This is a genomic window from Azoarcus indigens, from assembly GCF_004361735.1.
In the GTDB taxonomy this organism is placed as follows: Bacteria; Pseudomonadota; Gammaproteobacteria; order Burkholderiales; family Rhodocyclaceae; genus Azoarcus; species Azoarcus indigens.
In genome coordinates this window covers 547468-559845 of the sequence record NZ_SNVV01000001.1, presented here as the reverse complement: position 1 = coordinate 559845, position 12378 = coordinate 547468, and the positions used below count along the sequence as shown (strand labels likewise).

Annotated in this window: 5 protein-coding genes and 1 tRNA gene; 3 read left to right on the top strand and 3 right to left on the bottom strand. The window is 70.2% G+C overall.

From position 1 onward, the window contains the following. Positions 1-46: 46 nt before the first annotated feature. Positions 47-2377 (bottom strand): putative bifunctional diguanylate cyclase/phosphodiesterase, encoded by a 2331-nt coding sequence (locus C7389_RS02635; protein ID WP_133588040.1) that lies wholly within the window; start codon positions 2375-2377, stop codon positions 47-49. Positions 2378-2624: 247 nt separating this feature from the next. On the opposite strand from C7389_RS02635, the gene C7389_RS02630 reads away from it, so the two are divergent. Continuing rightward, positions 2625-2701, top strand: a tRNA-Met gene (locus C7389_RS02630). Between the two features lie 962 nt (positions 2702-3663). On the opposite strand, the gene C7389_RS02625 is transcribed toward C7389_RS02630, so the two are convergent. Beyond that, entirely contained in the window at positions 3664-4491 is an 828-nt protein-coding gene (locus C7389_RS02625; RefSeq protein WP_133588038.1) for a helix-turn-helix transcriptional regulator, read from the bottom strand. 191 nt (positions 4492-4682) lie between these two features. Between C7389_RS02625 and C7389_RS02620 the strand changes: the two genes are divergently transcribed. Both C7389_RS02620 and C7389_RS02615 read left to right on the top strand, forming a co-directional pair. Next, positions 4683-5852 carry an ABC transporter substrate-binding protein gene (locus tag C7389_RS02620; protein ID WP_133588036.1) on the top strand — a complete coding sequence of 390 codons (1170 nt, stop codon included), beginning with the start codon at positions 4683-4685 and terminating at the stop codon, positions 5850-5852. Positions 5853-5939: 87 nt separating this feature from the next. After that, positions 5940-6626 (top strand): flavin reductase family protein, encoded by a 687-nt coding sequence (locus C7389_RS02615; RefSeq protein WP_133588034.1) that lies wholly within the window; start codon positions 5940-5942, stop codon positions 6624-6626. A gap of 195 nt (positions 6627-6821) precedes the next feature. Here the strand turns inward: C7389_RS02615 and C7389_RS02610 are convergent, their stop codons facing one another. Beyond that, positions 6822-12197 carry a diguanylate cyclase domain-containing protein gene (locus tag C7389_RS02610; protein WP_162851641.1) on the bottom strand — a complete coding sequence of 1792 codons (5376 nt, stop codon included), beginning with the start codon at positions 12195-12197 and terminating at the stop codon, positions 6822-6824. Positions 12198-12378 lie beyond the last annotated feature (181 nt).

Here is a 12378-nt window from a genome sequence, read left to right as displayed (position 1 = left end):
ATATGCCGATGCGCTTGAGGTCCGCGTGCAGCGGTCGCCCTGCGGCTCAGCGGTCCGGGATGCCGTCGCGCAGCAGCGGCAGGGTCTCCGCCGCCGGGATGGGGCGCTGGAAGTAGTAGCCTTGCACCTCGTCGCAGCCGGCGGCCTTGAGGTAGACCGCCTGCTCGCGTGTTTCCACGCCTTCGGCGATGACGGTGAGGCCGAGGTTGTGGCCGAGGGCGATGGTGGAGGCGACGATGGCGGCGTCGTTGGTCTGGTTGCGGATGTCGTTGATGAAGGAGCGGTCGATCTTGATGATGTCGATGGGCAGGCGGCGCAGGTAGCTGAGGCTGGAGAAGCCGGTGCCGAAGTCGTCCAGCGCGATCTTCATTCCCAGTCCGGAGAGCACTTCCAGAGCGGCATGGGCGCGCTCGAAGTCGTCCACCACGCAGCGCTCGGTGATCTCCAGCTCCAGCATGTCCGGCCGGATACGGTAATGGGCGGTGGTTTCGCGGATGACCTCGACGAAGCTGTGGTCGCGCAGCTGGCGGGCGGAGACGTTGATGGCCACTGGCACCACGGTGATGCCTTCCTGCTGCCAGGCGGCGATCTGCCGACACGCTTCGCGCACCACCCAGTTGCCCAGCTCCACCACCAGCCCTTCCTGCTCGGCATAGTCGATGAAGTCGCCGGGATAGACCAGGCCGCGCTCCGGATGCTGCCAGCGGATGAGCGCTTCCAGGCTGGTGATGCGCAGGCCGTTGAGGGCGACGCGGGGCTGGTAGTGCAGCACGAACTCGTCGCCGAGGATGGCGCGGCGGAAGCGGCTGTGCAGGTCCAGGTGCAGCGCGGAGCGGGCGTTGAGCGAGGGATCGTAGTAGCGGAAGCAGCCGCGGCCGGAGCGCTTGGCTTCGTACATGGCGGAGTCGGCGTTGCGCATCAGGGCGTCGATGTCCTGGCCGTCACGCGGATGGATGGCGATGCCGATGCTGGCGCGGACTTCCAGCTCATGCCCGTCGAACCCCATCGGCCGGGCGAGGGCGTCGATGAGCTTGCGCGCCACCCGGGCGGCGGCGTCGGCCGCGTCCACCTCGGTGAGCAGCACGACGAACTCGTCGCCGCCCAGGCGGGCGACGATGTCGGTGTCGCGCACCGAGGCCTTCAGCCGCTCCGCCACTTCCTGTAGCAGCAAGTCGCCGACCCGGTGGCCCAGGGTGTCGTTGATCGCCTTGAAGCGGTCCAGGTCGAGAAACATCATCACGAAGGGCGCATGGTTGCGGCGCGCCCGGTTGAGGTGGCTGGCGGCCAGCTCGGTGAACAGCATGCGGTTGGGCAGGCTGGTGAGGTGGTCGTGGGAGGCGAGCTGGTAGGCGCGGCCCTTCTCCTCCTTCAATTGTTCGATCAGACGTTCCTTCTCGTCCTCCGCCCGGCTCAGTTCGCGGTAGAGGCGATGCTGGCGGCGCGCCACGAGCACCATCGCCGCCAGCGCGGCGACCAGCATCAGCGACAGGCTCCAGGCCCAGCCCGCCAGGGCGAGACGGCGCTGGGCGGCGTTGTGCAGCACCTCGTCGAGCCGGCGTTCCACCGCGACACCCAGGCCGCTGCCGGCCGAGCGCTCGAAGGCGAGCAGCACCGGCCGGCCGTCGGCGCGCTCCACCGTCCGGCGGCCCTGCAGCGCCGTGGCGAAGAGCTTGTCGCTGCCGTCGTCCGCGGTGAAGAAGCGGCCGTCGCCGCCGCGGGTGTCGAACAGGCTGCGGCCGCTGGCGTCGTAGATGCGCAAGTCGCTGCCGCTGCCCAGGTCCAGCGTGCGGAAGGGCTGCAGCAGGCGATTGGCATCGATGAGTGTGAGCAGTTGCCCACGGTGGCCCAGCGCGCTGAGCAAGGGGATGGCGACCGGCAGGCGCCAGTTGCCGTCCGGCCCGCGTTCGGCGGGCAGCAGGGTGATCTCGCCTGCGAGTGCGGTACGCGGAGTGTCGCCGGCCGAGCGAGCGGCGAGGCGGAGCAGGGCGGCGGTGTCGCCTTCGGTGGTGGCGGACGAGAGCAGCGGCCCGCGCTGGGCGTCCTGAACCATCACCGCGCTGAAAAGGCTGTCGCTGCCCGCCGCCAGCCGCAGGCCTTCCAGTAGCCGGGTGTCGTCCAGACCGGCGCGGGCCAGGTGGGCGTGACGGCGGCTGCGCTCCAGGGTTTGCTCCAGCACGGAGACGGCCATCCGCGCGATGTTGGCGTTGTCCTGCAGCACGCTTTCCACCGCCAGCTGGCGCTCCCGTTCGGCGTACAGCAGGTGGCTGCACCAGATGGCCGCCAGCAGCGGGATCGCCAGCAGCAAGGGTCCCAGCGTGAGCCCGGACCAGCCGTCAAGGCGCGCCGAGCGCACCAGCCGCCGCCACCGTTCCAGCACGGCGGGCGCAGGCGGGGAAAGGAGCGGTGTCGGGGGAGGAGGGCTGATCGTATCGTCGCTCACAATGGCTGGTCCCGTACGCCGGGAGGGGAGGGCGAGTATGTCGAAGTGTGTAATGCTGGGTTGTCCCGATTACAGTCATGTGACGTGTAATGGGCGCGGGGCTGGTCCGGCGGCCCCAGCAGCAGTTTTTGTAAATAGTCCTTGACCTCTACCTGATGCTTGTTTATAGTTATGCCTTCTCCGACGCGGGGTGGAGCAGTCTGGCAGCTCGTCGGGCTCATAACCCGAAGGTCGCAGGTTCAAATCCTGCCCCCGCAACCAGCTTTATTTTGCAAAGCGCCGGCTAGTCCGGCGCTTTGCATTTCTGCCGTCAGTTTCCCGTTCTCTGGTATCAGGCGAACTTCGCCGATGATTTGCTTCAGGGCCTCTCGGGCGGTAGTCACATCCTCGACCTGTTCCAGGGGCGCGACGAACCCTTGGTAGACGTTTCGCGCTATCGGCAAGATTCTTCGGCTTGGTTCGAACGTCTCGATGGCCAGCAGAGATTGCCGGGCGAGTTCGACTTTCTGTACGGCATCGAGCAGCCCTGTCCTTGTCGTGGGGGTGACGATCCTGGCGGATCCCAGTCATCAGGTTCTCGACCTTTTTCCCGGGCCTTCGCCCTTGCTCGGCGGGCTTGCAGTAGGGTCGGGGCGCTCTTCCTTCAGCTTTACTGTCTTGCTTTCCGCCTTTCGTCGCCGACTGGAAGCACGATTGCCTCTGGGGCGGCGCAAAGACAGGGCGGGTCGGTGTGTCGTCCGTACTCACAACAGCGAACCGGTTTCTGGCTGCTCGGCGCAGCTTCAACCCCTAGCCCTTCATGATCTGCCCCGGCTGCCTGCCTTGGCGCGCAGCTTCAGACCGTTCTGGTTCAGTCTCTCGAGTTCGTCGGTGGCCGACGAGCGCGGCGGCTTCAGTATTCATCACACTCATCACCGCTGAGCGCCGCCAGCAAGAGGTCGGCGGCGTGGCTGGGGCCCGCTGGCCAACTGCCGTCGCGCAGAGCCTGAGTCCCGTTCGAACGGCCATCAGGGTCGGGTGGCGGAAGGCCCAAAAAAGATACTCGGCGGAGCTTGACTGCCCGACAGGTTTCGTTGGCGCTCTGCGGCAAATACTTAAAGCATATGCTTTTGGTTTTATTGCCCAAAAAAAGGGCAGGGTAGGCCGGAGCCCGCAGTGGCGCAGCGCATGCGACTTATCCACAGCGTCGTCCACAGCACTATCCTCAGCCTTTGGGGAAAACCCTAGCTGTCCGATGGCAGCGTGAGGGGCAGCACGAGGGAGAACAATTCGCTGCGGAAGTGGATACCGAGGCGGTCGAAGGCGCGGCCGCGGTAGGTCTTGACCGAGGTGGGGGAAAGGCCGAGGTCGGCGGCGATGCCGTCGTAAGTCCAGCCTCGCAGCAGGCGTGCGCAGACTTCGAGTTCGCGGCGGGTGAGGGCGGGGCAGCGGGCCTGCAGCAGGGCGGCCACGTCCGGTTGCTGCGGGGCGGTGGCTTCCAGGCTGCGCTGCAGACGGATGTGCTTGCGCACGCTGGCGTAGAGGCTGCGCGCCAGGGATTGCACGCCGTCGATCTCGCGCTCGCGGTAGGAGCCGCTCTTCTGGTAACGGTAGAGGTTCACCGCCAGCAGTTCGCCGGCCTCGCCGCCGACGATGGACAGGCGTTCGCGGATGTCGTGGCGGCGGTAGATGCGGTCGCGGTGGGGAGATGGGATTTCGGCTTCGTTCCACAGCGTCATCGCCGCCGCGCCCTGGGCGGCGAGCCGGCTGGCGCCGCTGAAGGTGCGGTCGGCGCGCCAGAGGCCGCCGCGGTAGCTGCGGAAGCAGTCTCCGGAAACGTCCGGGCCGCGCAATGCGCCGGAAACGTACATGCGCGGCGGCGCGGAGGCGGGCTGGCCCACCGGCAGGCAATAGACCGACCAGAAGTCGATCGCCACCGCATGGTTCAGGGTGCGCAGGGCCACGGTGCCGAAGTCGGATTCGCCGATGGCATCGACGATGCCGGCGAGAAAGACGTCCGCGTCGGCACATGGCGCCGCCGGCGCGCGGGCGCCCAGTTGCCAGGTCAACATCGCCTCCTCCTTGGTCTCTTGCCGCGCGGTCCTTGCCCCGCAGTCGTGCGTGCAACGCTACACCAATTCCGGTGGGCCGGCGCACGCTCCCTGTCGTCCACAAGGAGGACAGACAGCCCCCGCCGGGCGCGGCAGACTGGCCTCGCGGCATCCAGACCGCCATCAAGACCGACAAACCGCGAGGAGACTCCATGAATTCCAGCATTCGCAGGCCGGCGCCACTGCGCCATGCCCTGCTGCTCTGCGCCGCGCTGGCACTTGCCCCGGCGGCGCGGGCGGACATCAACATCGGCGTGATCCTGTCCGTCACCGGGCCGGCCGCTTCACTCGGCATGCCGGCGGAGAACACGGTGAAGCTGTGGCCCGCCGAGATCGCCGGGCAGAAGGTGAAGCTGACCCTGCTCAACGACGCCAGCGATCCGACCGAGTCGGCGCGCGCCGCGACCCGCCTGGTAAACGAGCAGCAGGTGGACGTGATCGTCGGCCCGTCGCTGACGCCCAACTCGGTGGCGGCGATGGAAGTGGCCGGCCGCGCCGCCACGCCCATCATTGCGCTGGGCGGCGGCAACGTCATTGTCGAGCCGGTGGAGGGGCCGCGGCGCTGGGCCTTCAAGATGCCGGCGCCGGAGGCGCTGTCGGTGAACGCGGTGCTGGAGCACATGGTGAAGCACGGTGTGAAGAAGGTCGCCGCCATCGCGGTCACCACCAGCTACGGCGAGGGCTTCCTGAAGGCGCTGCGGGAGCGGGCGCCGGCGCGCGGCATCACCGTGGTGACGGCGGAGCAGTACAACCCGGCCGACCTCAGCGTCACCTCGCAGATCCTGAAGATACAGGCGGCCAATCCGGACGCGGTCTACATCCTCAGCTTCGGCACGCCGGGCGCGCTGCCCCACCTGGAGCTGGTGAAGCGCGGCTACAAGGGCGCCATCTACCAGACCCATGGCGTGGCCAACGCCCAGTTCCTGAAGCTCGGCGGGCGCGACCTGGAGGGCAGCTTCATGGCGGTGGCGCCGGTGCTGGTGGCCGAGCAGCTGCCGGACAGCAATCCGACCAAGGCCGCCGGCGTGGATTACGCCAGCCGCTACGAATCCCGCTACGGCGCAGGCACCCGCTCGCTGTTCGGCTCCACCGCCTGGACGGCGCTGATCTGGCTGCAGGCGGCGGTGCCGGAGGCGCTGAAGAAGGCGCCGCCGGGCACGCCGGAGTTCCGCGGCGCGCTGCGCGATGCGCTGGAGAACATGCGCGAGGTTGTGACGCCGGAAGGCGTATTCACCATGAGCCCGGGCAACCACAACGGCATCGACGACCGCGCCCAGGTGATGGTGCGCATCGAGAACGGCAGCTGGAAGCTCGCCGACTAGCGGGCGCAGGCCGGCGGCGGCGCAGCTCCCGCGGCCCGCCAGCACCCCAGACCCCCGACCCCCATACGGCGAACAGAGGATTTCCCCATGTACTACGAACCCGGCCGCCTGCCCCACGGCCTGCCCTACGATCCCTTCAAGTCCTGCGTGGTGCCGCGGCCCATAGGCTGGATCTCCACCACCTCGCGCGACGGCGTGGACAACCTCGCGCCCTTCAGCCAGTTCCAGAACATCACCTTCGATCCGCCCATGGTCATGTTCTCCGCCAACCAGACCAGCACCGGCAAGCGCAAGGATTCGACGGTCAATGCCGAGGAAACCGGCCAGTTCGTCTGGAACATGGCGACCTACGACCTGCGCGAGGCGGTGAATCTGACCTCCGAGGAGCTGGCGCCGGAGGTGGACGAGTTCGAGCGCGCCGGCCTCGCCAAGGCACCATCGCGGCTGGTGCGGCCGCCGCGGGTGGCGGCCTCGCCCATCCACTTCGAGTGCGAACACCTGCACACCCTGCGCATTCCCGGCAACGGCGTGATGGGCACGGTGGACGTGGTGTTCGGCCGGGTGGTGGCGGTGCATGTGGCCGACTGGGCGATGACGGAGGACGGCCGCATCGACATCCCCAAGGTGCGCCCGCTGGCGCGGCTGGGCTACCACGACTACACCTCGGTGGATCACACCTTCACCCTGCCGACGGTGATGAGCACCGACGGCGGCGCCGGGCTGGAAGGCTCGCCGGAGAAGGCGGCGGCGCGGCTGGGAACCGGCCGGCGCTGAGGGAGGCCTAGCCGGCGCGGGCAGTCGCCGCCGCGGAAGGACTGGGCTCCCTCGGACGCGAACACCCTGCGGCTCGCCATTGGCGCAGTCAGCGCGGTGTTCGCGTTTTGCCGTGAACAACTCCGGCTCAAGGGTGGCGGAGAGAAGCGACCCGGCAGCCGCCCAGTTGCTCCACCGCCTCGGGCGGAAGCCCTCTCACCCCCCTGGCCGGCGGCAGCGCACCTGGTTGCGGCCGGCGTGCTTGGCGTCGTACAGCGCGGCGTCCGCCCGTGCCAGGAAGCGGTCCAGCGCCTCGCCAGTGCCGAGTTCTGTGACACCGAAGCTGGCGGTGAGCTGCAGCTGCAGGCCGTTGTCGGCAACCGGCGCCAGTGCGGCGACGCGCTCGCGCAGCCGCTCGGCCAGCGCCTCTGCCGCCAGCGGCGAGGTCTCCGGCAGCAGAATGGCGAACTCCTCGCCGCCCAGGCGGCCGAGCAGATCCTGCTCGCGGATCTCCGCCTGGCAGGCCTGGGCGGTTTCGCGCAGGGCGAGGTCGCCGGCGGCGTGGCCGTGGTTGTCGTTGACGGTCTTGAAGCGGTCGATGTCCAGCATGACGAGGGCCAGCGGATTGCCGTAGCGGTGGGCGCGGGCGACCTCGTGCTGGGCCTGCTCGAAGAAGCGGCGGCGGTTGGCGATGCCGGTGAGCGGGTCGGTGGTGGCCAGGCGGTGCAGCTCCAGCTCCATGCGCTTGCGCTCGGTGATGTCCACCATGGTCGCCAGGTCGGCGGCCTCGCCGTCGTAGTGGATCGGCACGATGGAGACGATCACCCAGCGTTCGCTGCCGTCATTCATGCGCAGGCACAGCTCGTGGTCCTTCACCGAGCCGGCGGCCTTGTAGCTGCGCATCATGCGTTCACGGTCGGCCGGGTCGCGGTAGAAGCTCAGCGCCGGGCGGCCGACCACCTCGTCTTCGCTCAGGCCGCTGAAGCGCTCGCCTTCCGGGTTGAGGTAGACCAGTACCGCGTCGGCGCGGCGGGTGATGGTCATCGGCACCGGTGCCTTGTCGAGGATGGTGCGCAGCTGGCGTTCGCTGGCGCTCAGTTCGCGGGTGCGCTGGGCCACCCTGCGCTCCAGGCTGGAGGCCAGTTCGCGCAGCTGGTCGTAGAGGCGGGCGTTGTCCACCGCGCCGGCGATGTTGCCGGACAGCAGCTCCAGGAACTGGCTGCGGCCGGCGGTGAACACGCCGCCTATGGCGTCGTTTTCCAGGCACAGCGCGCCGACGATGCGGCCCTGGTGCTGCAGTGCCACGCCCAGCACCGAGCGGGCACCGTGGGCGTGCAGATAGGGATCGGCAGCCCAGTCCTGGTCGTGGGCGGCGTCCTCGATCAGTACGCTTTCTCCGGTGGCGAGCACCGTGCGCAGCAAACCCAGCGGCAAGCGGTCGCCGCACTGTTCCAGCGGCGTGCCGGCACTGGCCCCGGCCGCGCCGGAGGCGCTGTCTGCGGCCAGCACCCAGCCGCCGCGCTGGCTGAGGATGACGGCGGCGCGGCGGGCGCCGGCGTTCTCGCCCACCACCCGCAGCAGGCGGTTGAGCAGCTGCGGCAGGTCGGTTTCGGCGGTGATGGCCTGCACCGCCTTCATCAGGCTGCTGAGGTCGATGGCGTTGGCCGGGGTGCCCTGAACCACGGTCTCGGCATCCATGCCCACCGGCCGTATGCGCGCGGCCAGGGCCTCCGCGCCCCAGTGCAGGAACTGCACCCGTGCTTCGCCCAGCGCCGGATCGCTGCTGCCGGCCGGCAGGCGGGACTGGCGATGGGTGCCCAGCAGCCAGGCGGCAAGGCCGGCGTCCAGCAGGGTGCCGCCGGGCGCGGCATGGGCGGCAGAGGCGGCCAGGGCGTAGGCGATGTGGGCGCCGTCGGCGCCTTCGTCGCCACGGAAGCGGGCGATCTCCGCGTCCAGCAGATGGCACTTGGCCGCGAAGGTATGGGGATTGACGCCATTCAGCTGGGCGAAGCGGCTGCGCACCCGCCTGGCTTCGGATAGCGCGCTCTCGTCGCCGGCGCTGGCGTGACGCAGGCCGGCGACCGCGCGGATGAACTCCACCGTGGGCACCATGTGCATGCCGCGGCCGGCGGAGAAGTGGTCGGCGGCCGCATGGCCGGCGGCCAGCGCTTCCTGGTAGCGGCCGGCGAGGAAGTGCAGCAGGGCGCGGAAGGCGTGCAGGAACATCAGGCCGGTGCGGTCGCCGCGGGCGGCGTAGGCCTCCTCCAGCCGGGCGGCAGAGAAGCCGCCGCCTTCCAGCGGCCGCTCCGGCAGGCGCGGCGAGCGCAGTTCGGCGACGGTGGCGCGCAGCACCGAGAGGTAGTCCGCCGCCACCGGTTGGCGGATGCGCACCAGCACTGCCGCATGTTCTTCCAGCTGCGCCTCCAGCTCCGCCAGCGGCCGGCCGGCGAGGAAGGCGTGGTAGTCATGCACGTACAGGCTGAGGCCGGCGTGGCGCAGGTTGCCGAACTCGATGCCGTTGCGGTGGGTTTCCATCAGCCCCGGCAGGCTGCCGGCCAGCGGTTCCACCCAGTGGCGCAGGAAGGCGTTGTAGGAAAAGCTGGCGTGGGCATAGGCCGGCCGCCAGCCGTGGCGCTCCACCAGCTGCATGGACATGCGGCCGACGCGGCAGCCGAAGTCGTAGTCGCCCAGCATTTCGGCGCACAACAGGCCCAGCACCGAGTAGGCGGAGAGCGCCGCCGGCAGATGGCCGTGGGCCTTCATCAGCCGGATCTGCAGCACGGTGAGCAGCGGCAGCAGGGCGGGGCGGGCAATGTAGGCGGCGGCCGTCATGCGGGTGACGATGGAGAGCTGGCGCAGCGGCGCGGCCTCGGTCATCGGTGGCAGTTCGGCCAGCGCCTCCAGGCCGAGGGCGGCGACTTCGTCGCGGCAGGCGGCGATCAGCGCGGTGGTGGCGGCGAGGTCGTCGGCGCGCGGCAGTTCCACGCCCAGCAGGGCCAGCGCTTCCAGGCCCTGGGCCAGGGTCTCGTTGAGCTTGCCGGAGGCGTAGAAGGATTCGATGCGCACCTCCTGCAGGCGGGCTTCGGCGGTGGCGTCGGCGGCGTGCCGCAGGCCGTCGTCCAGCAGGGCTTCCATGCGCTGCGGCCGGCCGGCGAGGGCGGCCATGCGGGCGGCGTGCACCTGCAGCGCCAGCCGTTGCTCGGGCAGGCTGTGCCAGTGGGTTTCCGGCAGGTCGGCAAGCGCGGTGTCGGCGTAGTCGGCGGCAAGGTCGAAGGCCCCCGCCTCGGCGGCCTGGCGGGAGGCTTCGGCGTTCCAGTGCGCGAGCCGCTGGCGCTCCTCGCCGGCGGCGATCAGCCCGCGGCCGGCGTTGAGGTGGTTCACCACCTCGAAGGGCGGCGGTTCGCCCAGGCGGGCGAGCAGCAGGCGGCCGATGCGCAGGTGCAGGGCGGCGCGCCCGGCGGTGGGCACCAGGGCGTAAGCGGCTTCCTGAATACGGTCGTGGGCGAAGGCGTAGCGCACGTCGGTGCCGTCGCTCTCGTCCGCACTCAGGCGCGGGGCGTAGCGGTAGAGCTCGCTGGCGGGCACCAGCAGCTGGGCGGCGAGTACCGGCGCCAGCAGGCCGGCGGTGTCGCAGGCGGAGCGCTCCAGCACGGTGGCCAGGGTGCCGAGGTCGAAGGTGGCGCCGAGAAAGGCGGCCGCGGTGAGGGCGTCGCGGGCGCCGTCGGGCAGCCGGCGCAGGCGGCTGAGCAGCAGCTCCACCACGTTGTCGGCGATGGCGACGGTGGCGACTTCGCTGCTGTCCCAGGTCCAGCCGCGGCCGGAGGCTTCGCGCCGGATCAGGCCGCGGGTGTAGAGGTCGTCCACGAAGTTGCGCAGGAAGAAGGGGTTGCCGGCGGTCTTGGCGTGGCACAGCGCGGCCAGCTCTTCCACCCGGTGGGCCGGGTGCAGGTGGCTGTCGGCGAACAGGCGGGCGACGTCGCCCGGCGTCAGCGGCGCCACCTCGATGGCGACGTAACGCTCGCCCAGGTTGGCGAACTCCTCCAGGTCGGCGGCGAAGGGATGGCCGGGCGGCACCTCGTTGTCGCGGTAGGCGATCACCACCAGCACGTGGTGCAGGCCGCTGTCCTGGGCGATTTCGCGCAGCAGCCGGCGGGAGGCCGGGTCGGCCCACTGCAGGTCGTCGAGGAAGAGAGTGAGCGGCTCGTCGGCATGGGCGAGGGCGCCCAGGCAGAGGCGGATGGCGAGCAGGAAGCGGTTCTCCGCCTCGTTCGGCTCCAGCCGCTCCACGCCCGGCAATGGGCCGAGCAGGCGGGCGAATTCCGGTACCGCGTCGGTGACGATGCGGGCGTTGGCGCCCAGCGTCTGGCACAGCCTTTCCTGCCAGCGGCCGCGGGCGTGCGGCGACAGGGCGAGGATCTGGCGGGCGCGCTGGCGCAGGGCGTCGATGAAGCCGCCGTAGGGGATGTGGCGGCCGAACTGGTTGAACTTGCCGCTGGCGAAGCTGCCGCGCTGGGCCAGCAGGCTGCGCTGAGCCTGGCGCACCAGTGCCGTCTTGCCGATGCCGGAGAAGCCGGAGATCGCGAGCAGGCGGGCGACGCCGCTGGCGGCGGCCTCGAAGCTGCGGGCGATGAGGCGGATTTCGTCCTCCCGGCCATAGAGCCGGCCGGAGAGCTGGAAGCGTTCGGCGAGGTCGCCGTCGCCGGCGACGAAGCCGGGCAGCGGGTCGCCGGCCTGCAGGCCGGCGAGGGCGCGCTGCAGGTCGCGGCGCAGGCCGTCGTGGCTCTGGTAGCGGGCGTCCGGCTCCTTGGCGAGCAGGCGGGCGATGATGGCCGACAGCGGCGGATACACGCCGGGCTCGACGAAGTCCGCCGCCGGCGCGGTGCGCGCCAGGTGGGCGTGGGCGGCCTCGGCGGCGTCGCGGAAGATGAAGGGCGGCTGGCCGGTGACGGCCTCGAACAGGCTGGCGCCCAGGCCGTAGAAGTCGCTGCGGTAGTCGACATCGCGGTTCATGCGCCCGGTCTGCTCCGGCGCCATGCAGCTCAGCGTGCCTTCCAGTTCGTCGGCGCGCGGCGCCAGGGGGCGCTCGGCGGCGATTTCGGCGGCAATGCCGAAGTCGGCCAGCAGGGCGTGGCGGTGGTCGCCGCCGGCCAGCAGGATGTTGCCTGGCGAGATGTCGCGGTGGATGACACCGGCCGCGTGTACTTCCGCCAGCGCATCCACCAGCGTCAGCGCCATCTCCAGCGCGGCGGTGGAATCCAGCGGGCCGTCGGCGAGGCGCTGGCGCAGCGCCACCGCGTCATCGTCCGGCAGTACCAGGTAGAGCCGGCCGCCATCGCTGTCCAGCCGCAGCGGGCGCAGCACCGCCGGGTGATGGAAGCGGCGGGCGAGTTCGAACTCATGGCGGAAGCGCCCCAACTGGCGTACTTCCGGCAGCGGTGGCGACAGCAGCTTGAGGATGACGCGTTCGCCCCGCGGATCCTGCGCTCGCACGACCTGGCTGCGGCTGCTGGTATATAGCACGTCCTCTACGGTGTAGCTGCCGATGCGCGCGCCGGCGGCGTAACTGGCCGGGCCGTCGCCGGCCCTTGGCATGAGCTGCTCAGGCAGGGAGGAGGGCGCGCGGGAAGTGTCCATGGTGGAGGGGGAGGGGGGCTCGTGGCGGTTTTTACCACGTGTCAGCGCGTGTGGGTTGTCTTCTGGTTGCGGCGGAGCCGGAACCCGGCGGGTACCTCGCACTCCGATGGTGCAAGTATGGAAAGCCTGCAAGGAGAGG

What these genes read in the sequence shown, in the direction of transcription:
- C7389_RS02625 (WP_133588038.1), bottom strand. Translation starts at nt 4,491, where the DNA reads ATGTTGACCTGGCAACTGGGCGCCCGCGCGCCGGCGGCGCCATGTGCC.
- C7389_RS02620 (WP_133588036.1), top strand. Translation starts at nt 4,683, where the DNA reads ATGAATTCCAGCATTCGCAGGCCGGCGCCACTGCGCCATGCCCTGCTG.
- C7389_RS02615 (WP_133588034.1), top strand. Translation starts at nt 5,940, where the DNA reads ATGTACTACGAACCCGGCCGCCTGCCCCACGGCCTGCCCTACGATCCC.
- C7389_RS02610 (WP_162851641.1), bottom strand. Translation starts at nt 12,197, where the DNA reads ATGCCAAGGGCCGGCGACGGCCCGGCCAGTTACGCCGCCGGCGCGCGC.